The following is a 25,325-nucleotide window of genomic DNA, read 5'->3' as shown; positions in this document are numbered from 1 at the left end:
TAGATGGTTAGAGTACACCTAGCCATTTGTGAGTTTGCATACTTAATCTCCAATCAGGATTGTTTTTTACATACTTGATTGCGAGTGTTTGTCCTTCTTCATTTTCCCATCCTGCTTGTAAAAATAATTGAGGTTTAACCTTTCCATTGTTTTTTATTAAATCAGCCATTTTTTTAGCAAAAAGTAAATCTTCAGCGTTCTGTATGACAACTTTTAATTCTTGGCAAGATAACAGATTATCAAGGCGTGGAGGAGAATGCCGTTTAGGAGATAATGTTATCCAATCTGGGTTGCCACTTAGTGCATCTACACCGCTTGTTTCGAGATGAATTGGAATAGATTTTTTCTCTAGATTGAGTGTAGATTTTCTAATTTCTCTGCATAGATGATCTAAATTATGATGTAATGGCTCACCTCCAGTGATTACAACAAAAGCTGCACCTTCTGTTTGCGCTTTGGCTGTGCTAATTGATAAATCTATCAAAGTTTGTTGTGGATGAAGTTCGGAATTCCATGAATTTTTCGTATCACACCAAGGACATCCAACTTTGCAACTAGCTAATCTAATGAAGTAAGCGCTTCTACCAGCATGTTCTCCTTCTCCTTGTAGAGAATGAAAACATTCCACTACTGGTAGAGATGGTTCCATTTATTGCTGTTCTAGAGATTTTTTTTCAATAATTTTTGATTGTGGATTGAATGCTTCACTTGGTGAGGATGGGACGCGTAATTGTGCAGCTTGAATCAAGCCACTAAATAAAGGGTGTGGTTTCCCTGGCCTAGAGAGAAATTCTGGATGATATTGACATGCAATAAAAAATGGATGATTTTTTAATTCTATTAGCTCTACCAATCGACCATCAGGTGAAGTACCACTAATTACATAACCAGATTCCATTAGGAGAGTCCTATATGAATTATTGAACTCATAACGATGTCTATGCCTTTCGTAAACAACTTCTTCGTTGTATAAACTTTGCCCGGTTGTGTTGGCTTGAAGTCTACAAGGATATACTCCTAATCTCATGGTTCCTCCTAGATCAACTACGTCTTGTTGTTCTGGGAGCAAGTGAATTACAGGGTGTTTTGAATTTGGATCTAGTTCGGCACTAGATGCATCTACTAAACCAGCTAAATTGCGAGCCCATTCAATGACAGCACATTGCATACCTAAGCAAAGTCCAAGGAAAGGAACCCTTTGCTCCCTTGCCCATCTGATAGCTGCTATTTTCCCATTTACGCCACGATTACCAAAACCTCCTGGAACGACAATTGCATCCATTCCTTGAAGTAGTTTTTCTGCTCCCTCTGATTCAATGTTCTCCGCATTGATCCAATGAAGATCTAACGATGCATCTTGGGAAATGCACGCATGACGTAATGCTTCGACTACTGATAAGTAGGCATCATTTAATTGTACATATTTGCCAACTAATGCAACTTTGACAGAAGGGCCTGGATTGCGCAATTTATGGACTAATCTTTCCCAGTCTTTTAAATCACTTTCATGATCATTTAGATCCAAGCAATCTAATACCTCCTTGCAAAGTCCTTCATCTTTGAGTGCTAAAGGTACTGAGTAAATACTGTCAGCATCCAGGGATGCTATGACCGCATCAGAGTTAACTCCACAAAAACCTCCTATTTTATTTTTTAAATCATCATTAATTGGCCTATCACTGCGACAAACTAAAATATCTGGCTGAATCCCGATAGAACGTAATTCTTTTACAGAGTGCTGTGTTGGCTTGGTTTTAATTTCACCAGATGTACCTATGTAAGGTAATAATGTGACGTGAACATAAACAACATCGTTTCTATTTACATCACCTTTAAATTCTCTTATTGCTTCCAGAAAAGGTAGAGATTCAATATCTCCAACTGTTCCTCCAATTTCTGATATCACTACATCTGCACCACTGTTGTCTGCTACACGTTTAATTCTTTCGCGAATTTCACGAGTGATGTGGGGGATAACTTGAACTGTTCTTCCGTCATAGTCACCTCTCCTTTCTTTATTAATAACAGCTTGATAAATGGAACCTGTCGTGACACTGTTAAGTCGTGACATTGCAGTATCTGTAAAGCGTTCATAATGCCCAAGGTCTAAATCAGTTTCAGCCCCGTCTTCAGTTACAAAAACCTCTCCATGTTGAAAAGGACTCATCGTCCCAGGATCAACATTTAAATATGGGTCAAGCTTCAAAATCGAAACACTGTACCCTTTTGACTTCAGTAGTCTGCCAAGACTTGCGGCAACAATTCCTTTGCCAATGCTTGAAACTACACCACCAGTGACGAAAACAAATTTTGCCATTTACTTTTCAATCATTCTTTAAGCTACCTTGATCCAGCTAAACGCCAAGAAATTTACATATTTTCTCTTTAGGATAGTGTTTTTGTCGCTAATTTCTATCAATTCAATCAGGCTCGATCCAAGTCGAGGCTATATGGAGGTCTTCTAATTGTTTATTTTCTACGTTTGCAGGGGCTTTAGCCATGGAACAACGAGCTTGTTGTGTTTTTGGAAAAGCAATAGTATCTCTAATTGAATCTTCATTGGCTAAAAGCATAACTATTCTGTCAAGTCCAAATGCAATCCCACCATGTGGAGGAGCACCCATTGAAAGTGCATCAATTAAAAAACCGAATTGCTCTTCTGCCTCATTCTTAGATAGACCAATGACTTCAAATACAGTTTTTTGAAGTTCTGAGTTGTGAATTCTTAAAGATCCTCCACCAATTTCTAGGCCATTTAGCACTAGATCATACGCTTGAGCATTTGACTTGGGTAATTTGTCTTTCCATAAGTTTTCTGATTCACCAATATCTTCAGGCTTCGGAGCACAGAAGGGATGATGAATTGCTTCAAGACGATTTTCATCAGAATTTAATTCAAACATAGGAAAATCAGTGACCCAAAGAAAATTCCATTGTGCTTTTAGTCTGTTGTCTGAGATGATTTTTAGATCTTGAGCAATAAATTGACGCACTCTATCTAAGGTTCTATTAACAATATTTGTAGTTCCTGCACCAAAAAGTATTAGATCACCAGGTTTCGCGTTCGTTTTTGATAGTAGTTCTTTTATTTGTGAGGTAGTTAAATTATTTTTGATGGCTCCTATAGTATCGACTTCTTCATTATCTCGAACTCTAATAAACGCTAGTCCGCCAGCACCAGCCTTTTGGGCTTCGCTAAAAATATCTCCACCAGGTTTTATTCGGACATTACTAATTAAATTATTTCCATCCTCAATGGTGATGCATTTTATGCATCCACCAGAAGAAATAGCATTTGAAAAAACTTTAAATCCACTTTTGGAAAATAAATCACTTGTGTTAACGAGTTCCATCCCATATCGAGTATCAGGTCTGTCAGTCCCAAATCGATCCATAGCTTCTTGCCAAGTCATTCTTGGGAATGGAGTTGGGAGATCAATCCCTTTAATTTTTTTCCATATGTTGACAATTAATTTCTCATTTAATTCAATTATTTCCTTTTCCTCCATAAAACTCATTTCAATATCTAATTGAGTAAATTCTGGTTGTCTGTCTGCTCGTAAATCTTCGTCTCGAAAACATCGTGCAACTTGGTAGTAACGCTCAACGCCACCAACCATCAATAATTGTTTGAATAATTGTGGTGATTGCGGCAATGCAAAAAATTCGCCACCACATACACGTGAGGGTACTAAATAATCTCTTGCTCCTTCAGGAGTTGATCTAGTCAGAACAGGTGTTTCAACTTCTATAAATCCTTCCTTTTCAAGAAAACTTCTAGCTGCTTTGACTGTGTTATGTCTCAAGCGAAGATTATTATTCATTCTTTCTCTTCTGAGATCCAAATATCTATGTCTTAGCCTGATTTCTTCTTTAACACTCTCATCATCATGAATAGAAACTGAGAAAGGGAGTGAACTAGTAACAGCATTGAGGATTTTGATATTTTTAGCTAAGACTTCTATTTCACCGGTTGGGATTTTTGTATTAATAGCTTCTTCAGGTCTTGCTCTGATCAATCCATTGATTTGAAGAACAGTCTCATTTCTTAGACTTTCAGCGATGCTAAAAAGATTCGGACCTTGATCTGGATCAACTGTTATTTGAATTGTTCCAGAGCGATCTCTGAGATCAATAAAAATTACTCCGCCATGATCCCTCCTGCGATCAACCCAACCACATAGTTGAACATCTGCGCCAATTGCGGAAGCTCGCAGTTCTCCACAAGTCTTATTGCGCATGAAATTCTCAATCATCATGAGTAATGAGTTTCCCACAAAGACCGGCTTTTATGCACAACAGAGTTTTTACTTGCTCAAAAACCTTTTCTGTAGAAAGGTCTTTTTACGATGATTGCAGGATGTTTTTTTCCTCTAATTTCTACTTCTAATTGAGTATTTATTTTTGCAATTTCGCTAGGTACATAAGCAAGAGCTATAGGTTCTTTCAATGTTGGAGACCAAGTTCCGCTAGTTACTTGCCCAACAGTTTCGTTGTTATGTAAAACTCGGTATCCTTTTCTTGCAATTCCTTTATCAAGCACCTTCATACCAACAAGTTTTTTTCGGGTTCCATCTTCAACCTGTTTTTCTAGAGCTTTCCTACCTATAAAATCATGAGGCATTTCTAAATGAACTAACCAACCCAAGCCAGCTTCAAAGGGAGTTGTATCTAGGTTGATATCGTTGCCATATAAATGCATAGAAGCTTCTAATCGCAGTGTATCTCTTGCTCCAAGCCCGCATGGAGTAACTCCCGATGCAATTAGGCTTTTCCAGATTGACTTGGCTGTTTCTGGCGATGATAAAAATTCGAAACCTTCCTCTCCTGTATAACCAGTGCGTGCAATAAAAATTGATTCTTGTGAGTTAATTATATTTGGATTAGAAGTAATAGTTTTGTGACCAAAACGTGGCAAATTCGATAAAGGCTCTTGAAGAATTTTCTCAAATGTACGAATTGATTCTGGACCTTGGATGGCAATCAATGCTCCTTCGGGCATGAATTCAGATATTGTGATTTCTTGTTTTGAAAGATTTAAATTTAACCATTCAATGTCTGATTCTTTTCTTGCGGCATTAATAACTAGAAGTATGCTCTCTTCATTTGTGTCTAAAATTCCTTGATCATAAATGATTAGATCGTCTTGAATACCTCCATTGTCTTTTAAAAAAACTGTATAACATGCTTCACCGGGCCCTATTCGAAAAACGTCTGAAGGCACCAAATTTTGTATCGCGCTCTTGATATTTTTACCTTTTAATTGCACAACGCCCATGTGAGATATGTCGAACATCCCAACGTTTTGTCTTACTGCATTGTGCTCTTCTATTAACCCTGCAAAGCTTACAGGCATTTCCCAGTTTGCAAAAGGGATCATTTTCCCTCCTAATTCTTTGAGTTCTTTATGAAGAGGAGTTTGCAGTAATTTCATTTTTTGCTGAAGGTATATAGAAATTCACTAGTAATAAGGTGAATCTATAAGAATTACTCAAACTAAATTTAATGCTTTGTGGCTCGATCCGGAAAGTTTTACTAATCTATGAGTCTTGGTCGATGAAGAGATGACTTCAAAAAGATGTTGTAGAAGCTGTAATCAATGTGACTCTACTCATTTTGATAAATTCTCATGGTGCAAACTTAGAAAAATAAAAATACATTCTGAAATTTCTTCACTTGTTTCTTGTTATCACTGGATAAAAAAGGAACCTATCTTACCAAAGATTTCTGAAAAATTTGTTCATCAACAACTCGATTTTCGAAAGGTATTAGTATCAAAAGAGAATGTAAATTGAATTTGATAAAATTATTTATTTAGTAACATAATTAATGAACGTATCACCTTTGCAGCAAGAATAGTACTTATACCTGAATTATCTAATTTTGGAGATAGTTCGACTACATCAGCACCAATTAAGTTGTGAGATTTAAGAACTTCTACGATTGCTGCAAAATCTCCCCAAAAATAACCTCCAGGTTCAGGAGTTCCTGTACCTGGCATTATAGATGGATCAAACCAATCTAAATCAAAAGTTAAATAGATTGGTTTTCCTTTGAAATTTTTTAGAGCTTTATCTAAATATTTTGCATTATCTCCATAAGTATGTTTAATTAATCTTTTAGTATTATTCATTTCAAGAAATTCCGATTTTGTCCCACTTCTTATTCCTATTTGAAAGATATTTTTGCTAGGTAGTATTTCTAAACATCTTTTCATAGTACAAGCATGACTAAATTTACTACCTAACCATTCATCTCTAAGGTCTGCGTGAGCATCTAATTGAATCATAATTAATTCAGGATAATTGGTAATTATTGATTTAAGAATTCCAGTTGTTATTGAATGTTCTCCACCAATAATAAGAGGCTTTAAATTGTTTTTAAGTAAAATATCGATCGCGTCTTTTACGTAATCAATTGTTAATTTTGCATCTCCAAGGGGAATATCTAATGAACCTAAATCAGCAAATTTTATATCTTCTAAATCTAAATTTAATTGCGGACAATATGTTTCAATTCCATAGCTATCTTCCCTAACAGCAGAAGGACCGAATCTCGCGCCAGGTCTAAAGCAACAAGTTCCATCATAAGGAACTCCTAACAGCGATACTTTGCATTGATCGATGCTTCTTTGTCCTCCCATAAATATTGCACCATCGTTATTAAATATTGATAGATCCTTGAGGTTGGATTTGCTCATGTTTTTGCTAGCTCTCTTTCTATGAATGCAGGAATAATATTAAATGCACCTTGTTGCCATCGCTCACTCCAAATCTGACAATTTTTAGAGATTTCATTCACGCGACTTTTTTTTGGATTCATGTATTTGGGCTTCCCCATAGATGCAAATGTCCAGCTCCATAAACCACTTGGGTAAATGGATACAGATCCATACATTGGATCTGCGTAGTCAAAAATTTCACGCAGAACTTTGACAATATTTATATGAATTTGCCGGAAAGATTCTGGTGATTCACTTTGAGTTGCTAAAACTCCTCCTCGTTTCAATATTCGCTTGCAATCTGTAAGAAACGAATTGCTGAATAATTCTTTGGAGGGTCCAATAGGATCTGCGCCATCAATAATAATTACATCATATGAATTTTCTTTTGCATTTTTTACCCAATCAATTCCATTCTTGATTTGTAAATGCAATCTTGAGTCAGACCATGCATTTCCTCCGATAGTAGGTAAATACTTTTTACTTAATTCAATCACTCTTAGATCGATTTCAACTAGATCGATAGACTTAACCTCTTTATATTTTAAACATTCTCTTGCACTACCCCCATCACCTCCTCCAATAATTAAAATATTATCTATTTGCGTAGAACAGGATAAGGCAGGATGAATAAGACATTCGTGATAACATTTTTCAGACTTTTCTGCCGTCATCCAACAATCATCAAGTAATAGTGCTTTTCCATATCTCTTGCTTTCAAAGATGGTAATTTTTTGAAAAGGACTAGTCTCTTCTAGTATTAAGTTTCCAAGCAGTCCATATCTAACTCCTTGATGATACTCGTCAAGCCAATCTGACCTTGTCCTTAGTCTTTGATTCATAATTATAATATTAATGCTTGAGATTAATCTTTGCTAATTCCCAGAATTTCTCTAAATTCTTTTTTGATTGGGAATGTAATTCGCCCTCTATATTTTCTTCTATATAATTTAATCGTTCTAGGAATCTTTTATTAGTTTTTGCTAATCCTTCTTCTATCGATATTTTATGCCATCTTGCAATATTGATCAATGTAAATAATACATCTCCTATTTCAGCTTCTGCTTTGGAGTACTGATCCGCTTTTAATGCATCTTTTAATTCTTCTAATTCTTCATACAATTTTTCCCAAATCTGATCACTTTTTTCCCATTCGAAGCCGTTCTTTGAAGCTTTTTTAGAGATAATTAGTGCTGCTTTCGTTGAGGGTTGAGGTCGTATCTTTAATTTTAATCGGTCACTAATTGGAGTTTTTGAGTTATTTAATGGTCTCTCTTGATTCTTGATTTTTTCCCATGAGTATTCCACTTCTTTTATACTTACTGTTGCTTTTTTTTGAAATACATGTGGATGCCTGCGAATTAGCTTTTCAGTGATTATTTCAATGATATCTCCCATATCAAATAAGTTTTTTTCTTTTGCTATTTGAGCATGCAAAATTATTTGTAATAAGAGATCTCCAAGCTCTTCTTTTAATTCGTTAGGATTGTCTTCTCGTATTGCGTGAGCAACTTCATAGGCTTCCTCTAAAACATATGGGATCAACGAAAGATGAGTTTGCTTGAGATCCCAAGGACAACCTTTGATTGGATCTCGTAGGTCTGAAACTACTTCAAGGAGTTTATTGATTTTTTTGTCTAAATTTATTTGGTTTGTGTTTGTCATTTTTAGTTGTCCTGATAGAGCTGTAACGAAGCTCATAAACCGATTTTTTTTGAATCGTTGATCTAATTATGATTAATTCTCAACAACAGAGCAGCCTGAGGTATAAAGTACATGAATTAGTCGAAGGACTAAAAGTTGTATGGGCGATTAGCTCAGCGGTAGAGCGCCTGCCTTACAAGCAGGATGTCCCTGGTTCGAACCCTGGATCGCCCATCTAGATTATTCTTTAATTTATGCAAAATGGTCCTGGATTAACAATTTCAGCAACAGCAGTAGCAGAGTTAAATAGGCAAGCTGCTTTTACTGGAACACCAGGAGTTATGCATATTGATCTACTGGATGATAAGTGTGGAGAAGGATGGAAATTTATAAGAATTAGGCCAGGAAAAAATGATGGTGTTCCCCTCGCTAGAGCTGATGGGATGACTTTGTATGCTCGCCAAGATCAAGTTCTATTTTTTCAAGGTCTAAAGTTGAATTATTTTGGTGATTTAAGTGGAGGTGGATTTCTAATTAGCACGCCAAAAGGGGCAGAAGCTTCTCCATGTGGATCAGGCTTTAGAAAACTTTCAAAAGCTCAATAACTTCTTAAAACAATTAGAGAATTGAATTTATTCTTCTGGAAACAAGATGGAAGAGAGTTCATCAGAATCAACTTCATAGACGCGAGCTAAACTTGTCTCAATTGCGCTAGTTACTTCGCCCGGTAAGAATCTCATAGCATTTAAAGCATCATCCGATATTTCTTCTGTAAGTAACTTTTCCTTACTATTTAATTTTTCATCGTTGATTACAGCAATTACCCAGCTTTGATATGCGTAGACAAGATCGGAGAACTCAAGTTCAGGGTCGTTCAGATCCATGACAAATAAACAGATAATGAACAATAAACACTAGTTTGGCTGTAGTTGGAGAAAATGTCTTCTATGGAACAAATATCTCGCACTTGTATTCAAGCAAAAGCATTTGAATTTGCATTGATGGAATTAATTTATAGTAAGCGAGATAGCTTTCATCCACTGTGGAGTGTGGATAGCTGGGTTAAATTTTTAATCTGGTTAAGTTTAAATTGTGGGCTTTCTGGAGACAAAGAAAGCCTGGAATTGTTTGCGCAAGCTATGGGTTCTCCCTTAACAAGTCGAATGAGAAAAATATTTTTTGAAAGAGCTCTAGAAGACTTGTCATTACATGTGATGGCTGACCCTGCAGAAGCGCAAGTTTTGATAATGCCCATAACTATAGACAAGGAGATTGATGATAACGATATAGTTCAAGCCTTACAAACGATTGGTTTAAGTGAAAAGGTTTTTTTATCTTCGGCTGCATGGGAAAGGCATGACTCAATAGTTTCGATTCCTTGGAACGTGAAAAATGACATTTGAATTTATGAAAAGCAAGAATGATGTAAAACTTTTGTCGGGAATGAGTAAATTAAATTAAACACATTTTTTTTCTGTGATCGAGCGGGCAAAAACTACAAATTTATCTGAAGCCTCAGGGCTTCCTAAAACATATGATCCAGTTGGTACTGAAAATCGCTGGCAGAAAGCTTGGGAAGAAAAAGGAGCTTTTAAACCTGATCCATCAGCCCCTGGAGATCCATTCTCTGTAGTTATTCCTCCGCCAAATGTCACAGGTAGTCTGCATATGGGGCATGCTTTTAATACTGCCTTAATCGATACAGTTGTTAGGTATAAGAGATTAAAAGGAAATAATGTCCTTTGTCTTCCAGGAACAGACCATGCTTCCATTGCAGTTCAAACTATTCTAGAGAGACAACTAAAGAAAGAAGGCAAAAATCGTCGTGATCTTGGTAGAGCTTCCTTCTTGGAAAAAGCTTGGGAGTGGAAAGAAAAAAGTGGTGGAAGAATTGTTGATCAATTAAAGCGTTTAGGATATTCCGTAGACTGGAGTAGAGAGAGATTTACATTGGATGAGGGCCTGAGTAAAGCTGTTTCCGAGGCATTTGTTCGTTTATATGAAAAAGGATTGATATATAGAGGAGAATATTTAGTGAATTGGTGCCCTGCCTCTGGTTCGGCTGTGAGTGATTTAGAAGTTGAAATGAAAGAAGTAGATGGACATCTATGGCATTTTCGATATCCGTTAGTCACATCATCTGCATCAAGTGAGAAACAAATTAGTTACTTAGAAGTAGCGACTACTCGCCCTGAGACGATGCTTGGTGATGTCGCAGTTGCTGTGAATCCATCAGATGTAAGGTATAAAGATCTCATAGGGGAGCAACTGACTTTGCCTCTGGTTGGCAGAACTATTCCCATTATCGGAGACCCTCATGTAGATAAAGATTTTGGAACTGGATGTGTCAAAGTTACGCCAGCTCATGATCCTAATGATTTTGAGATAGGTCAGAGACATGACTTACCTCAAATAACAGTCATGACTAAAAAAGGAACTATGAATCACAATGCAGGTCAATTTGAAGGCTTGGATCGTTTTGAAGCTCGTGAAGCTGTTATTGATTCTCTAAAGGAGATTGGTCTCTTAACCAAAATAGAAGCTTACAAACATAGTGTCCCTTTCTCTGACAGAGGGAAAGTACCAGTAGAGCCATTGTTGTCAACTCAGTGGTTTGTCAAAATGGATCCTTTAGCAAAAAGTTGTTCTGAATTTTTTGAGAAAGGACAACCTAAATTTATTCCTAATAGATGGTCAAAAGTTTATCGAGATTGGTTAACTGATATCAGAGATTGGTGTATTAGTAGACAATTATGGTGGGGACATCGCATTCCGGCTTGGTTTGTGATTAGTCAAACAGATAATAAAGTTGTTAATGAAACACCGTATATTGTCGCTAGAACAGAAGATGAAGCTAAGAAATTAGCACGTGAACAATATGGAGATTCAGTCAAAATTGAGCAAGATGAAGATGTTTTAGATACATGGTTCTCTAGCGGATTATGGCCTTTCTCAACATTAGGTTGGCCTGATGAAACTCATCCTGATTTTCAACGTTGGTATCCCACTAATACACTGGTTACTGGATTTGACATTATTTTCTTTTGGGTAGCAAGAATGACAATGATGGCTGGAGTCTTTACGGAGAGGATGCCATTTTCTGACGTTTATATTCATGGACTTGTAAGAGATGAGCAGAATCGAAAGATGAGTAAGAGTGCAGGAAATGGTATTGATCCTTTATTACTAATAGAAAGATATGGAACAGATGCTTTGAGGTTTGCTCTTGTTCGTGAAGTTGCCGGCGCTGGACAAGATATACGTCTTGACTTTGATCGTAAAAATCAAACTTCAGCAACGGTTGAGGCCTCTAGAAATTTTGCTAATAAGCTTTGGAACGCAACTAGATTTGCTCTTATCAATCTTGAGGGTCAAGATTTTGAAAATTTGGAGAAATATGATTTATCGAAGTTGCAATTATCAGATAAGTGGATTTTATCAAGACTTGCTCGAGTCAATCGTGAGACTGTTAATCGATATGAAAATTATGCTTTAGGAGAGGCAGCTAAGGGATTATATGAATTTGCTTGGAATGATTTGTGTGATTGGTATTTAGAACTAATCAAACGTCGATTGAATACCTCAGAAAATTTTTCTCCTGATGAATTATTAGATCAAAAAATAGCGAAAAGTATCTTGTACAAAGTTTTAAGTGATCTTATGATTATGCTTCATCCTCTAATGCCTCATTTAACAGAGGAGCTTTGGCATGGATTAACTGGTTTGGCTGAGGATCAATTTCTAGCTTTGCAGCCTTGGCCAAAATTAAATGAACAAGACTTGGATATTGATTTAGAGAGTTCTTTCTCTGATTTATTTGCATCTATCAGATTGATTCGCAATCTACGAGCAGTTGCTGGGTTGAAACCCTCTCAAAAAGTTCCTGTCATGTTGGTCTCTGGCAAGGAAGTCTTGCAAAATACTCTAAAAACATCAATCAATGATATTGCTGTTTTGACTAAGGCTAAGGAAGTCCAAATATTATCTCCAGAGGAAGCAAAATCATTACCTTCTATGAAAGCTTTAGCCGGTGTAAGTGGAGAGCTAGAAGTGGTTCTTCCTATTGAAGGATTGATAGATATAGCTTCTTTACGATCAAGGCTTGAAAAAGATTTAAATAAAGCACAAAAGGAAATAGAAAGTCTCTCTGGACGTCTAGCAAATAAGAATTTTGTTGATAAAGCTCCTAAAGAGGTTGTTGAGGAATGCAGAGCAAACTTAACGGAGTCAGAAGCGCAAGTCCGTCTAGTCAAAGAGCGTCTAATGGGATTGGATTGAACTCTCTAAACTATGTCTAACAACTTAGAAACTCTGGTTAATAATTTCATTCCTTTTTTAAGTAGCTCTTTTGGAATTTTGATTTTTGCTTTGGTGTATGTTTTTTGGGTGTCTTGTTTATTGCCAGGCTCATGGCTTTCCATGTTGTCTGGCTTTCTTTATGGCACCTGGCTTGGAAGTTCGGTGGTTTTTGTGGGAGCTTTTATTGGAGCTCATCTAACTTTTTATTTAGGGAGAACTTTTTTAAAAGAATGGGCTCGAAAAAAGGTCTCCAATTCTCCAAAAGTTCAAATAATGGAGAAAGCTGTTAAACGTGAGGGTCTCAAAGTCATTCTTCTCACAAGACTTTCTCCTCTTTTTCCATTTGGCTTACTTAATTTTACATATGGCTTGAGTGAGGTAAAAGTTCGTGATTTTACTCTTGGAATGATTGGTATATTACCTGGCACAATTTTGTATTGCAGCCTAGGTTCCTTAGCACTCAAAGTTTCAAATTTTGGTGAAGTACTCTCAGGAAGGTCTGAAACTAGTTCATTTATTTGGAGCTTGATTAGTATCTTATCGACTATTTTAGTTGTTATTTTAGTTTTACGTTCAACAAGAAAACTTAATCAGGATTCTTAATCACTAGATTATTCATCAGCTTTTAAATTCCAATCTTCAATCGCTGCAAATACGACAAACCAATAAAGTCTTATGCGATTAAATATACCTTTTTTAGAAGCAAGCATTTCATATTTTGCGCGTCCACACTCTGTTTTGATTAAAGAAAATATTGGATTCTTATCCATTTTTAAATTCTATTCATTTTTTCAATAATAGCTTAAATTCAGTTTCGTTAATTATTTTTACTCCAAGCTCTTCTGCTTTTTTTAATTTACCCCCCGCTTTTTCTCCTGATAATAAGAAATCAGTTTTTTTACTAATTGAAGAGCTGACTTTTCCACCAGCACTTTCTATTAATTCTTTTGCTTCCTCTCTTGTAAGGGAATCTAAAGTTCCTGTTAAGACAAAAACTTTGCCATGAAAAATATTGGATTGGTTTGAATTGTCGTTTGATTCTAAATTTTCTTTTAGAGAAAATCCAATTGCTTTTAATTCTTTAATTAAGATTTGGTTATTAGAATCATCAAACCACTTAATTATTGCATCTTTCATCTCATTTCCGAATCCATAAATATTGGATATATTTTCAGGTGCCTCCTTAGCAATAGTATTAAGTTCCTCGATACTATGAAAATTTTTTGCAAGAGATTTAGCATTCGCTTCTCCTATGTGAGGTATCCCTAAACCGTAGAGCTGTTTGTGCCAATTTGTGTTTTTAGATTCGTTAATTTCTATTAGTAAATTCTTTGCAGATTTTTCACCAAATCTTTCAAGTTTTAAAAGAGAATCGATTTCAAGTTTGTATAAATCTGCGATTGACTGTACATATCCTTCATTGACTAATTGATTAATAATCTTTTCACCTAATCCTTCTATTTTCATCGATCCTTTACTGACCCAATGACGCAAATGACCTTTTAATTTTGCTGGGCATCTAGAATTAACACATTTCGTTATTGCTTCGTTCTCTTCTTGAATTAACTTGGAATCACATGTTGGACAGTTTTGAGGAAACTTTACTAATTTTGCATCAACTGTTCTAAATTCTTTTATAACTCTAATAACTTCAGGAATAATTTCTCCAGCTTTTCGCACAATTATGGTGTCATCATAATGAAGATCTAAAGATGCAAGTCTGTTTGCATTATGAAGTGTTGCACGATTCACTGATGTTCCTGCAAGCTCTATCGATTCAAATTCTGCTACAGGAGTAATAGCACCAGAACGACCTACTTGGAAAATTAATTTTTTTAACTTAGTCGCTTTCTCTTCTGCTGGATATTTGACAGCTATGGCCCATCTTGGAGCTTTATTTGTTGCTCCTAGGAGATTTTGTATCTCAAATTTATTTATTTTTACTACTATGCCATCAGTTGCATAAGCTAAAGAATCTTTTTCGATTTCCCAATACTTGTAATAGCTATTTGCTTCAGTTAAGTTTTTTTTTGTTGCATATGTAGTATTAACTTTAAAACCAATATTTTTTAAAAACTTAAGTGATTCAGATTGAGAATTTGGTTTTTTAAAATTGCTATCGGTTGGCTTCCAATTTTCTGGTAAATAAAGACTATATGCGAAGAAGTCAAGTTTTCTAGATGCAACTATTTTGGGATCTAATTGTCTTAATGTTCCTGCACAAGAGTTTCTAGGATTTGCAAAGAGTGGTCGATCAGTGCTTTTTCTCTCATTATTGAGTTTGTTAAATATATTATTGGGCATGAAAGCTTCGCCTCTAATTTCAATCCAAGAGGGTGGATTTTTTAATAATAAACGTAAAGGAATTGTAGAAATTGTTCTGATATTAGTAGTGATATCTTCTCCAATTGTTCCATCTCCACGGGTTGATGCTCTAGTTAAAATTCCATTTTCATATCTTAATGAAATAGCATTTCCATCAATTTTTAATTCACATATCAGTTCTGGATTATTAACCTCTTTGATATTTTTATTTCCTGAACATATTAATTTGCTGATCCTTGCATACCATGCTTCTAATTCATTTATATTAAAAGCATTATCTAGACTTAAAAGAGGAATATTATGCTCAACATTTTTGAATCCTTTAGAAGGAATACCTCCTACTCTTTGAGATGGACTATCAGCTGTAATTAAAGAAGGATTTATATTTTCAATTTCAATTAATTCTCGATATAATTGATCATAAACAGCATCGTCTATCTCTGGTGAATCTAATATATAATAAGAGTAATTTGCTTTGTTGAGTAAAGCTCTTAGCTCTTTAGCACGTTCAGAATATTGATTGAGTTTTGATTTCACTTATAACATTTTTTCATTAAGTATTGGCTTTAGCAATGCGATCGATTTGCCAATTTTCTTCAATTTTAATAAAAGTAAAGTCAAGTGGCATTTCGTTTTTCTTGTCTTCTGATTTCAAGTTCAGAGTTAGCATTATTTGATTATCTTCTATTCTTGGACGTCCTGACTTTAAATTTCTATATCTATTCAACTGTAAGCTACCCAAAAATTTGATGAAATCTTGTCTATTCACATGTTGTTTATAAGCTTTAGTGGTAAGTCTATATGCACCATCAATGCGACCGGCAGCAATTTGATCAAAAAATCTTTTTACTAGAGGATTTATGCCTCTTGCACTGATTACAAGTTTAATTGCATTAAAGGTCCAAAACAGGAGCAGTGCACCAACCCCTACCAAAAGAGCTTTTAATCCGATTGCTTTGATTAGAGCACTATCCATGTTTGTAATTCCTTTTGAGTAGAGATTCTGACTTATAGCTATGAGATTAGCTTGTTTGTTTTCGATAGTCAGACAGAATGTTATCGGAATAATAAAGCTAATGAGTTCTTTGCATCAATGTCTTTAATACCTCTGTTGCCATTATTTCTTAAATTAAACAGAGAATATTTTCAGAACTCTTTCTTTGAGGAAGGAGTCCCTAGAGTTTCTATTCGGTGGAGTGATGGTCGGATGCGAACAACAGCAGGGATTTATCGACGTAAAACTAATTTTTTTGGAGTAAAAGATAGTGAAATAATTTTATCTAAACCAGTCTTAGAGAATCTTCCCGAGAAGGCATTGATGAGTACTCTGTGCCACGAAATGATTCATGCTTGGATAGATCTTGTGTTAAAAGTTGAAGAGGTACATGGGCCTAATTTCCATAGGCGCATGTCTGAGATCAATTCCTCACAAACCGATTTCCAGGTCACAGTTCGACATTCTTTTCCAGTATCCAAAAAAACTCCTAAATGGCTAGCAACTTGTCCTTCATGTAAAAAAAGTTTTTGTTACCGTCGCATGATGAAAGGAGCAGCTTGTCGAAGTTGTTGTAATAATTTGTTTGGGGGTCGATGGAATGCAAAATGCTTACTGGTATATCAACCTTTTTCTGTTGTTAAATAAATAATTTTTTTTCTTCATTAGAGTTTTTTTAAAGTTTTGGAATTTTCCTTATTAATGTTTTTCATTATTTGGTTTGAAAGCGTTAAATTTAAAAGATGAGCTCTTATAAAAATCGTAATCAAATTCGTCAGCGATCTCGAGATCAACTTGATCGCAGAATGGATAAATGGATAGAAACTGGGAAACAAGTTGTTGATGGAGTTGCAGGTAATCGTCCTGGTCAAAATAGGGGAAGGTGGCAAGATAAAACGACTGCTCCAAATTTCAAAAAAGTTGGACGTTGGATGGAAGAAAAAATAGATTGGTTTTTTGAGGATGATGACGAATGGTTGAACAATGAAGACTTAGAGGATGATCTTTCTAATGAAAGTATAATTAATACAAAAAGACCTTTAGGTGCTATTTCACTAAGAGCGCCTAAAGCCTTGCCTCCTCATATTGATCAAAAAAGAAATAATCAATATGAAATTGATGAATGGCCTGATGATCAATCTTTTAGGTTAAATAAGTGGCAAAGAAAAGATAATGTGCTGAACCAAGATGAACAGGATGCAAATCAGTCATTTCAAAGTGAACGATCATCAAGAAGGAGGAATATTCCAAGGTCTAGTAGAAGAAAATACTAGTTTTTCAAAAAGCCTTTCTTGGTATTGGCCCTAACCATTTTTCTAGCTGTGGGCTGAAAACTTCTCGTATAACAGTAAGTTCTTTTTGTTGACGAAAAAATCGATAATGCCTGCTCCAGAAAGGTCCTTCTTCTTGAAATTCCAATTGAAGCCAATTCGCATTTACTAATGCCAATCCGTCTACCTCTCTAAACAGCTCTGATCGTCCTTGAGTAAGACTTTTCCAGATTGGCTGACTCTTGTTTTGTAGATGTTTTTCAGCTTCTTGATAATTCCACCAACTTTCAGCCCATGCCAAGGTTATGCCTCCACATGTAAGCCAAACTTGTCTTCTTAACAAAGGTGGCTCTAGTTCATTGACTTCTTCTGGGACTCCATTTTTAGTATTACTGTCCATAGCCATAGATATAACTTTTATAGCTACTTCGTGACCTGTTAATAACTTAAGATGTCTTGTTGGACTTCCATCGCCCAAGAGCATTAATTGCCATGGTCCAGAGAGTTTGTTATTACCTTTGCCTGAAATAACATTTTCTTTTGATGCTTTCCAAATCACTTCAGGAGATGCTAATTGAGATTGATTTGAATTCACGAGTATCAGCTTTTTATTTGAATTGAATCCGTGTATTCAGTTTGCTTCATTTGCTCTATTTTTAACCATACAAGAAGTGCCGTGAGATCAGCTTTGCTCACACCTGGTATTTGGGCAGCATGACCAAGGCTTTTGGGTTGAGAAATATTTAATTTTTCTCTAGCTTCTTTAGATAGTGTTTTTATATCATTATAGTTTAAATTTTTTGGCAGCAACTTTTTACTTTGTTGCTTTAATTGATTTATTTGAGCTTTTTGTCTTTCTAAGTAACCACTATATTTGATATCTATTTCAACTCCTTCTTGCACATCCAAAGGAATATTTTCAGTGATTAAGTCATAATCAATTAAGTCTTTAAAATGAACATTTGTTCTTCTAAGAAAGTTTGCCAAGGTTATAGAACCTTTGATTGGTGTTCCTGTAGATGAATATATTTTTTTTGCACACTTATCACTTTCTTTAATTCTTTCATTCTCTAGTCTTAATTTTTCTTGATCAATTAGTTGTTGCTTAGTATTATAAATTTTCCATCTTCTTTCATCAATTAAACCTAATTTATAACCTAATCGAGTCAATCTTCTATCAGCATTATCACCCCTAAGAACTAAACGATATTCACTCCTACTAGTTAATACTCTATAAGGTTCTTTTAAGTCTTTGGTAACTAAGTCGTCAATCATAGTTCCTATATAACTATTTTCCCTTTCAAAAATAATTCTCTCTTTATTATTTATTAATCTTGCAGCATTTAAGCCTGCTACTAAACCTTGGGCAGCGGCTTCTTCATATCCGGTGGTTCCGTTTAGTTGTCCTGCACTAAAAAGACCACTTATTTTTTTTGTTTCTAATGTTGCTTCCAGTTGTGTAGCTGGAATGTAGTCATATTCGACTGCATATGCAGGTCTGAGCATAACGCATTTTTCGAGGCCTGGAAGAGTTCTTAAAAGTTCTAATTGCAAGTTTTCAGGAAGTCCGGTGGAGAAACCTTGAACATAAATTTCTGGGGTATCTATCCCTTCTGGTTCCAAGAAAATTTGGTGGGAATCTTTGTCAGCAAAACGTACAATTTTATCTTCTATGGATGGGCAATATCTGGGACCTTTACTATCAATAAACCCTCCATAAATAGGGGTTAAATGAAGATTATTTTTAATAAGTTGGTGAGTTTCTTTTGTTGTTCGAGTTATGTGACAACTTATTTGTTCTCCACTCTTCCATGAAAGTGGATCAAAAGAAAAGAATTTGTCTGCAGCATCGCTCAATTGCTCTTCAAGAGAAGTAAAATCAATACTTCGTCTATCGACTCTTGCGGGGGTTCCTGTTTTTAAACGACCAGTAGTAAAGCCTAATTTTTGTAATTCTTCAGTTAATCCTTCAGAGGCTTGCTCACCTGCACGACCTGCACTCATAGATTGATTACCAATCCAAATTCTTCCTCCTAAAAAAGTTCCAGTTGTAAGGACAACTGCTTTCGCATGAAAAATGCTTCCAAAATAGGTTTTAATTCCTTTTACATACCCTATTTGCTCTGTAATTTCTGATCGGTTTTTTGCAGGTTTTTCTGAAAAATGTTCAATTTCTAGGCCTGTAACCATGGCCTCTCTAATTTTGAGATTTGGGGTATTTTGTAGGACTTTGAGCATTTCATTTGCATATACGCGCTTATCTGTTTGTGCTCTTAATGCTCTCACTGCAGGCCCTCTACTTGCATTAAGAACTCTTTTTTGAAGAGCAGTTAAATCTGCTAATTTTCCTATTATTCCTCCTAGTGCATCAACTTCGTGCACTAGTTGACTTTTCGCTGGTCCTCCAACCGCGGGGTTGCATGGTTGCCAAGCGATACGATCTAAATTAAGTGTAAATAAAGCTGTATTTAAACCTAATCTTGCAGAAGTCAGCGCAGCTTCACAGCCTGCATGGCCTCCTCCTACAACGATTACATCAAAACTTTCATTTGAGGATTGTTTAAAAATCATCAATTAAATATTTGAAAGATTAAGCAGCAAGATTTCTAAATCTAGTGAATTGTGGTTCAAAAAGTAATTTAACTGTTCCAACAGGACCATTTCGGTGTTTTGTCACTATTACTTCTGTAATGCCCCTGTCGGTAGTTTCTGGATTGTAATACTCATCTCGATAAATCATTAACACTAGGTCCGCGTCTTGCTCAATTGAGCCTGATTCTCGAAGATCGCTAAGCATTGGCCTTTTATTGGTTCTTGATTCAACTCCTCTACTTAATTGAGATAAAGCAATAACAGGTACTTTTAGTTCTCTTGCCATCCCTTTAAGACCTCGAGTAATTCTTGAAATTTCCTGGACTCGATTATCAGGTGAAGTGCCTTCCATTAGTTGCAGGTAATCAATCACTATCAAACCAAGTTCTTTACCTTGCTCCGCAATTAGGCGTCGGCATAAAGACCTCATTTCAAGAACACTTGAATTTGGTTTGTCGTCAATGAATATTGGTAACTGACCGAGTGTATTAATACCTTGACCAAGTAATGGCCATTCATCTTGTTGCAATCTACCAGTTCTTAATCTGCTACTTTCAATTCCTACTTCGCTTGAAAGCAATCTGTAAGTAAGTTGCTCTTTGCTCATTTCAAGGCTAAAAACACAAACAGGAAGTTCATGAAGTTGAGCTACATTTTTTGCAAGATTTAAAACGATAGAAGTTTTTCCCATTGCAGGTCTTCCTGCGACAATAATTAAATCGCTTCTTTGGAGTCCTTGTGTCATGGCATCCAGATCATAAAAATTTACTGGTATACCTGCTACTGACGTGCCAAGTGATCTACTTTCTATTTCATTAAAAGTGCTAGTAAGAATTTCTGCAGTTGGTGTTAAACCTTTTGATGGTTGTTCTTGGCTAATGGCAAAGATCTTTTGTTCCGCTTGATCAATAGCTTCTTCCATTGGGAGAGTTTGATCAAAACCTAATTTAATTACATCATTTCCTGATTTGATTAATTGTCTGCGCAGAAATTTATCGCTAATTAATTTTGCAACTTGCTCAATAGAAGCTGTTGATGAAACCCTCTCAACTAATTCAACTAATCTATTATTACCTCCAACTTTTTCTAAAGAATTTGTATCTGCAAGCCAAGCGCTCATCGCTGTTAAATCTGTTGGCTTGCCTTGGCTATGAAGCATTAAAGCAGTTCTATATATTTCTCTATGGGAAGAGATGTAAAAAGCCTCTGGCTGTAGTAAATCAGCTATTCGTCCGATTGCATCAGGGTCTAATAAAATACCACCAAGAACAGATTCTTCTGCTTCCAAATTTTGAGGTGGTATTTGGTCAGGTTGAGCTTCAAAACGAGGTTTATCAATCTTGGAATTATTAAATGCTCCAAAATCTCTTGTTTGTTTTGAAAATTCCCCGTTATTTGAAGAGGGGGTTCCAATCATTTATTGCTTCTTTGACAAGGACACCTACTTTGGCTTGTTCAGGAAAAGATGCAACTATTAGTAACTTGTGACTTCAAGATTTATTTCAGCATTGACTTCGCTATGAAGCTTTATCTGTACTTTATATTTGCCAATTCCATGTATCTCAGGGACAGATATATCTCTCCGATCTATTTCTTTTTTCGTAGCTTCTTTTACAACTTCTGCTACGTCCCCGTTTGTAACTGTTCCAAATAAGACTCCATCTTCTCCTACTTGTTTTTTGACAGTAAATCTTCCAATAGTTGTGAGAGCTGTTTGGAAATCAATTGCTTCTTGTTTTTTAGCTGCCTCTTGCTCGGCTTGTTTAGCTTTTCGATGTTCAACTTGTTTTAAAACATTTGGAGTAACAGGTAATGCTTTTTTGTTGGGTAATAAAAAGTTTCTTGCAAAACCAGGAGCGACCTCAACAAGGTCGCCATCTTTACCAAGACTTTTGATGTCTTCATTAAGAACAACTTGTACTCTCTTAGCCATGGATTGAAAATGAATTAATACTTTTTAATCTTGTTAATAATATTACGATGCGATAGGGAGTCTAATTTTTTTTGCTAACCCAATTGCTTTTAAAAAACGTATGTGTTGCCAAGTTATATCTATTTGGTTTCTTTGAAGACCATGCTTGGCTGAGTTAGGGAAAGCATGATGATTATTGTGCCACCCCTCTCCAAATGTTAGTGCTGCTACCCATTTGTTATTTTTTGAATTGTCTCCACTTTCATATGCGGTAGTACCCCAACAGTGCGTTGCTGAATTTACGAGCCAAGTGATGTGATAAACAAAAACTAGTCGTAAAGGAATTCCCCATAGAACCATAGCCCATCCTCCAACACCAGCGTATTGACCAATTAAAAATAGTGTTGCGCCTAATGGGATTTGTAGAAGTAAGAAATTTTTATTTAAAAAACGATAATAAGGATCTTTAATCAAATCTCCAGACAGTCTTGGTACTGCTTTCATAGCGGGTACATCTTCAAACATCCACCCCATGTGGCTCCACCAAAATCCTTTATTGCTGTCATGATGATCAGCTTCGGTATCAGAAAAAGTATGATGATGCCTATGAAGACCAACCCAATCAATTGGCCCATGTTGGCAACTTAAAGCTCCACAAGTTGCAAAAAATCTTTCAAGCCATTTTGGAACCTGAAAAGAACGGTGAGAAAGAAGGCGATGATATCCAGTCGTGACACCTAAGCATGCAGTTAACCAGTACAAGAAAAGAAATCCAGAAAATGCAAGCCAACTCCAAAATTTAGCTTGTAAGGTAAATATTGTTAAAGCATGTATTGCGAACATAAATATAACTGTTCCCCATCTTTTTCTAGCTCTTTGGAGTTGAACCCTTCTTGGTACATGTCCCTGAAGTTTCTTCGACGCAGCCATTGCTTTATCTGCAGCAACTGGTTTTTTTAATGGAGCCGAAGCCTCGATTAAACTTGAAACCATTGGTGATCCGTCTACTTAACGTATATAATATATGATAAGGATCCTAATCAGGTCTATTTATCAATCTTGAATGTGATTTGTGACCTCTAGTTTTCGAGACCAACTAACTGCAGGTAGAAGAGCGATGGCTCATCTTGTGCATGTATGGCATGAGCGCAATGGATGGTCTCACAAAGTGCTTCCTGCTTTGGCTGAATGTTTGGATCTAGGAAGGGTTCATAGTTCTCAAATATCAAATTTAAGAAATGGAAAACTTGTATCTCCAAGCCCTGAAGTTTTTTTTGCCTTAGGAAAAGTAAATCAAGCCCTCTCGCGAGGGTTGGAAAATATAGAATGTCAAATATCGAGTGTTCATCCAGAGCTTTATAGATCTCTTCAAGAATCAGCTATCGCTGTTGAAGCAAATAATGGTAATCCACTTTCTGCAGGAGATTTTTTTGAGATTTTTGTTGGTTTAGCTTCTTTACCTTCCTCCTTTGACTGGTTTATTGAAGAAACTGAGGCAGCAATTCTGAGTGCTGCTTTAGCTGATTATCTTTGTAAAGGGAGGTCTTGGAGAATGTGTAGAGAACAAGTAATGGCTGCATATCCAGTAACTAAAAAACAACGAAGAGAAAGGTTTGAAGCAGTTATGGCTGGTGTAAAAGACTACACAGCGGAAGAGCTTGATGGTGAATTGTTAGATTTACATGCAACTAATAAATTATTAAACACAAATAATTTGCAAGGTGCGGATGATTTTTTGGAGAATCTGCGTCAAAGAGGGTTATTGCTTCAAGATCAGGAAAAATTAGAAATTATTTTCTCAGATTAATCTGAGAAAACATATTAATCTAAATAGAAAAATTAATATTATGAACAATGCAGCTAAAAATTTTGTTGATAATATAGAAAAAAAATTATATTTATCTATTCAAGAAAAGACCGATAGTGTAACTTTTAAATTGGAAAAAGTTTTAAAGGCTTTTTCTGAAGCTCATTTAGGAGTACAACATTTTTCATCTTTGACAGGATATGGTCATGGAGATTTAGGTAGAGATACAATTGACAAAATTTTTGCAAATGTTTTAGAAGCTGAGAAAGCAGTAGCTAGACTTCAGTTGGTTAGTGGAACCCATGCTATTGCATCATCTTTGTTTGGTGTTTTAAGGCCCGGAGATGAATTGTTATCTATTACTGGAAGACCTTATGAATCACTTGAAGAAGTCATTGGCCTAAGGGGTAATGGTCAGGGTTCATTAATTGATTTTGGTATCTCTTATGAAGAAATATCTTTACAGAATGATGGAACAATAGATTTTTCTGCTTTAGAAAAAGCTTTAATCATTCCTAGAAAATTAATTTTTATACAACGAAGTTGTGGTTATACATGGCGTCCATCTTTGAGTATTGAAGTTATTAAAAAGATTTGTTATTTATGCCATAAAATCCAACCTGAGTGTATTTGCTTTGTTGATAATTGCTATGGAGAATTTGTAGAGAATAAAGAACCTACTTCAGTAGGGGCTGATTTAATTGCAGGTTCTTTAATCAAAAATTTGGGTGGTACGATTTCTCCAACTGGTGGGTATATAGCTGGAAGAGCTAGTTTAGTTGATAAAGCATGTTGCAGATTGACTGCTCCAGGTATTGGATCTGAAGCAGGGATTACTTTTAATTTAAATAGGACTATTTTACAAGGACTTTTTCTGGCTCCTCAAATGGTTGCAGAGGCCCTAATAGGTGCCGACATTATTGCAACTGCTTTTCGCGATTTGGGCTTTAAGGTATTGCCATCTGCCGGTTCTTCGCGTGCTGATTTGATACAAGTAGTAAGAATTGGTGATCCGGAAATTTTGCAAATTATCTGTAGATCTTTTCAGCAAAAATCACCGATAGGATCTTTTCTTGATCCCATACCTGCTCCAATGCCAGGGTATGAAAATACATTAGTTATGGCTGGAGGTACGTTCATAGATGGTAGTACAAGTGAATTTTCAGCCGATGCTCCTATGAAACCTCCATTTGATCTTTTTATTCAAGGTGGATCACATCGGGCTCATGTCAAAATTGCTTTGATTCATGCATTATCCAATTTATTTCAGGCAGGATTTATAAAATTACCCCAGAATAGTTAAGCGTTTTTCGTTTTGACGCAATGCCTTTTTCCTTCCCAGATCATTTCCGTTTTGCGGATAGTCATGAATATGCTTTTGCTGATGATGCTTTAGTTCGAATTGGCATCAGTGCATTTGCCGTAGATCAGTTAGGAGATATTGTTTTTGTTGATCTTCCAGAAGAGGGAACATCAATAGCTAAAGGAGAGAGTTTTGGTTCAGTTGAATCCGTAAAGGCTGTTGAGGATATGTATGCTCCAGTTAGTGGAGAAATTGTTCATAGAAATAATTCAGTTCTGGCAAGTCCAGAGGAGCTTCAAAATGATCCTCATGGCGAAGGATGGTTATTAATAATTCGTCCCGATAATCTTGAACAATTGCAAGAACTTATGGATTCTGCAACTTATTCAGAGAAAATCTCTGCTTAAAAGTTTACTGAATGATTTTTCTTGCAACAAATTAGGAAAATTTTCTCTAC

Annotated in this window: 25 protein-coding genes and 1 tRNA gene; 10 read left to right on the top strand and 16 right to left on the bottom strand. The window is 35.8% G+C overall.

All coding sequences use genetic code 11. The annotated features are described in order from the left end of the window. Nucleotides 1-7 precede the first annotated feature (7 nt). The 7 genes from DNJ73_RS09445 to mazG form a co-directional block, all read right to left on the bottom strand. On the bottom strand, nt 8-649 hold the full coding sequence (locus DNJ73_RS09445) for a 7-carboxy-7-deazaguanine synthase QueE (protein ID WP_158467464.1): 642 nt from the start codon (nt 647-649) through the stop codon (nt 8-10). Beyond that, the gene (locus DNJ73_RS09440) at nt 650-2,317 is read right to left on the bottom strand and encodes a CTP synthase (RefSeq protein WP_158467463.1); all 1,668 of its coding nucleotides are present in this window, start codon (nt 2,315-2,317) and stop codon (nt 650-652) included. Nucleotides 2,318-2,420: 103 nt separating this feature from the next. Then, nucleotides 2,421-4,241, bottom strand: a complete 1,821-nt coding sequence (gene aspS / locus DNJ73_RS09435; protein ID WP_187152647.1) for an aspartate--tRNA ligase — start codon at nt 4,239-4,241, stop codon at nt 2,421-2,423. Nucleotides 4,242-4,315: 74 nt separating this feature from the next. Continuing rightward, the gene (gcvT, locus tag DNJ73_RS09430) at nt 4,316-5,434 is read right to left on the bottom strand and encodes a glycine cleavage system aminomethyltransferase GcvT (RefSeq protein WP_158467462.1); all 1,119 of its coding nucleotides are present in this window, start codon (nt 5,432-5,434) and stop codon (nt 4,316-4,318) included. A 372-nt stretch (nt 5,435-5,806) separates the two neighbouring features. Further along, nucleotides 5,807-6,700, bottom strand: a complete 894-nt coding sequence (gene speB, locus DNJ73_RS09420; RefSeq protein ID WP_158467460.1) for an agmatinase — start codon at nt 6,698-6,700, stop codon at nt 5,807-5,809. Next, nucleotides 6,697-7,563: a polyamine aminopropyltransferase gene (speE, locus tag DNJ73_RS09415; protein ID WP_158467459.1), complete on the bottom strand. Its 867-nt coding sequence runs from the start codon at nt 7,561-7,563 to the stop codon at nt 6,697-6,699. Before speE ends, speB begins: the two co-directional genes overlap by 4 nt. Before the next feature lie 10 nt (nt 7,564-7,573). Next, nucleotides 7,574-8,386 (bottom strand): nucleoside triphosphate pyrophosphohydrolase, encoded by an 813-nt coding sequence (gene mazG / locus DNJ73_RS09410; RefSeq protein WP_158467458.1) that lies wholly within the window; start codon nt 8,384-8,386, stop codon nt 7,574-7,576. Between the two features lie 141 nt (nt 8,387-8,527). On the opposite strand from mazG, the gene DNJ73_RS09405 reads away from it, so the two are divergent. Next, a tRNA-Val gene (locus DNJ73_RS09405) sits at nt 8,528-8,599 on the top strand. Nucleotides 8,600-8,619: 20 nt separating this feature from the next. After that, complete coding sequence (locus DNJ73_RS09400; protein WP_158467457.1) at nt 8,620-8,970, top strand: AIR synthase; 351 nt, start codon at nt 8,620-8,622, stop codon at nt 8,968-8,970. Between the two features lie 27 nt (nt 8,971-8,997). On the opposite strand, the gene DNJ73_RS09395 is transcribed toward DNJ73_RS09400, so the two are convergent. Beyond that, entirely contained in the window at nt 8,998-9,249 is a 252-nt protein-coding gene (locus DNJ73_RS09395) for a hypothetical protein (RefSeq protein WP_158467456.1), read from the bottom strand. Nucleotides 9,250-9,312: 63 nt separating this feature from the next. Here DNJ73_RS09395 and DNJ73_RS09390 point away from each other — a divergent pair, with 63 nt between their 5' ends. From DNJ73_RS09390 to DNJ73_RS09380, 3 genes are all read left to right on the top strand, one after another. Next, on the top strand, nt 9,313-9,768 hold the full coding sequence (locus DNJ73_RS09390; RefSeq protein WP_158467455.1) for a protein phosphatase: 456 nt from the start codon (nt 9,313-9,315) through the stop codon (nt 9,766-9,768). Between the two features lie 73 nt (nt 9,769-9,841). After that, nucleotides 9,842-12,643, top strand: coding sequence for a valine--tRNA ligase (locus DNJ73_RS09385; protein WP_158467454.1), 2,802 nt, complete (start codon nt 9,842-9,844; stop codon nt 12,641-12,643). A 12-nt stretch (nt 12,644-12,655) separates the two neighbouring features. Then, nucleotides 12,656-13,267 carry a TVP38/TMEM64 family protein gene (locus DNJ73_RS09380; RefSeq protein WP_158467453.1) on the top strand — a complete coding sequence of 204 codons (612 nt, stop codon included), beginning with the start codon at nt 12,656-12,658 and terminating at the stop codon, nt 13,265-13,267. Between the two features lie 8 nt (nt 13,268-13,275). Here DNJ73_RS09380 and DNJ73_RS10100 read toward each other — a convergent pair whose 3' ends face one another. Genes DNJ73_RS10100 through DNJ73_RS09370 form a run of 3 tightly spaced genes read right to left on the bottom strand, consistent with a single transcriptional unit; the run spans nt 13,276 to nt 15,965 of the window. Next, nucleotides 13,276-13,434 (bottom strand): hypothetical protein, encoded by a 159-nt coding sequence (locus DNJ73_RS10100; RefSeq protein ID WP_187152645.1) that lies wholly within the window; start codon nt 13,432-13,434, stop codon nt 13,276-13,278. Nucleotides 13,435-13,447: 13 nt separating this feature from the next. Then, a complete protein-coding gene (gene ligA, locus DNJ73_RS09375; protein WP_158467452.1) occupies nt 13,448-15,526 on the bottom strand; it encodes an NAD-dependent DNA ligase LigA in 2,079 nt (692 codons plus the stop codon). Nucleotides 15,527-15,542: 16 nt separating this feature from the next. Further along, on the bottom strand, nt 15,543-15,965 hold the full coding sequence (locus tag DNJ73_RS09370) for a hypothetical protein (protein WP_158467451.1): 423 nt from the start codon (nt 15,963-15,965) through the stop codon (nt 15,543-15,545). 117 nt (nt 15,966-16,082) lie between these two features. Between DNJ73_RS09370 and DNJ73_RS09365 the strand changes: the two genes are divergently transcribed. Together DNJ73_RS09365 and DNJ73_RS09360 are read left to right on the top strand one after the other, a co-directional pair. After that, nucleotides 16,083-16,631: a SprT family zinc-dependent metalloprotease gene (locus DNJ73_RS09365; protein ID WP_257473449.1), complete on the top strand. Its 549-nt coding sequence runs from the start codon at nt 16,083-16,085 to the stop codon at nt 16,629-16,631. Nucleotides 16,632-16,726: 95 nt separating this feature from the next. Continuing rightward, nucleotides 16,727-17,257 carry an RNA helicase gene (locus tag DNJ73_RS09360; protein WP_158467449.1) on the top strand — a complete coding sequence of 177 codons (531 nt, stop codon included), beginning with the start codon at nt 16,727-16,729 and terminating at the stop codon, nt 17,255-17,257. 4 nt (nt 17,258-17,261) lie between these two features. Here the strand turns inward: DNJ73_RS09360 and DNJ73_RS09355 are convergent, their stop codons facing one another. Genes DNJ73_RS09355 through DNJ73_RS09335 form a run of 5 tightly spaced genes read right to left on the bottom strand, consistent with a single transcriptional unit; the run spans nt 17,262 to nt 22,751 of the window. Beyond that, on the bottom strand, nt 17,262-17,849 hold the full coding sequence (locus tag DNJ73_RS09355) for a chorismate lyase (RefSeq protein ID WP_158467448.1): 588 nt from the start codon (nt 17,847-17,849) through the stop codon (nt 17,262-17,264). 5 nt (nt 17,850-17,854) lie between these two features. Next, nucleotides 17,855-19,825, bottom strand: a complete 1,971-nt coding sequence (gene mnmG, locus DNJ73_RS09350) for a tRNA uridine-5-carboxymethylaminomethyl(34) synthesis enzyme MnmG (protein ID WP_158467447.1) — start codon at nt 19,823-19,825, stop codon at nt 17,855-17,857. A 19-nt stretch (nt 19,826-19,844) separates the two neighbouring features. After that, complete coding sequence (gene dnaB, locus DNJ73_RS09345) at nt 19,845-21,263, bottom strand: replicative DNA helicase (RefSeq protein ID WP_158467446.1); 1,419 nt, start codon at nt 21,261-21,263, stop codon at nt 19,845-19,847. A 57-nt stretch (nt 21,264-21,320) separates the two neighbouring features. Further along, a complete protein-coding gene (gene rplI / locus DNJ73_RS09340) occupies nt 21,321-21,779 on the bottom strand; it encodes a 50S ribosomal protein L9 (protein ID WP_158467445.1) in 459 nt (152 codons plus the stop codon). Between the two features lie 42 nt (nt 21,780-21,821). Further along, nucleotides 21,822-22,751 carry an acyl-CoA desaturase gene (locus tag DNJ73_RS09335; RefSeq protein WP_158467444.1) on the bottom strand — a complete coding sequence of 310 codons (930 nt, stop codon included), beginning with the start codon at nt 22,749-22,751 and terminating at the stop codon, nt 21,822-21,824. 79 nt (nt 22,752-22,830) lie between these two features. On the opposite strand from DNJ73_RS09335, the gene DNJ73_RS09330 reads away from it, so the two are divergent. From DNJ73_RS09330 to gcvH, 3 genes are read left to right on the top strand one after another with little or no spacing between them, the layout of a single operon-like run. Continuing rightward, nucleotides 22,831-23,565, top strand: coding sequence for a hypothetical protein (locus DNJ73_RS09330; protein ID WP_158467443.1), 735 nt, complete (start codon nt 22,831-22,833; stop codon nt 23,563-23,565). Nucleotides 23,566-23,605: 40 nt separating this feature from the next. After that, a complete protein-coding gene (locus DNJ73_RS09325) occupies nt 23,606-24,868 on the top strand; it encodes an aminotransferase class I/II-fold pyridoxal phosphate-dependent enzyme (RefSeq protein WP_187152644.1) in 1,263 nt (420 codons plus the stop codon). 20 nt (nt 24,869-24,888) lie between these two features. Further along, complete coding sequence (gene gcvH, locus DNJ73_RS09320) at nt 24,889-25,275, top strand: glycine cleavage system protein GcvH (protein ID WP_158467441.1); 387 nt, start codon at nt 24,889-24,891, stop codon at nt 25,273-25,275. The last annotated feature ends 50 nt before the right edge of the window (nt 25,276-25,325 follow it).

Source organism: Prochlorococcus marinus XMU1408 (assembly GCF_003208055.1).
GTDB classification, from domain to species: domain Bacteria; phylum Cyanobacteriota; class Cyanobacteriia; order PCC-6307; family Cyanobiaceae; genus Prochlorococcus_B; species Prochlorococcus_B marinus_A.
This window is presented reverse-complemented; position numbering and strand designations above follow the sequence as displayed.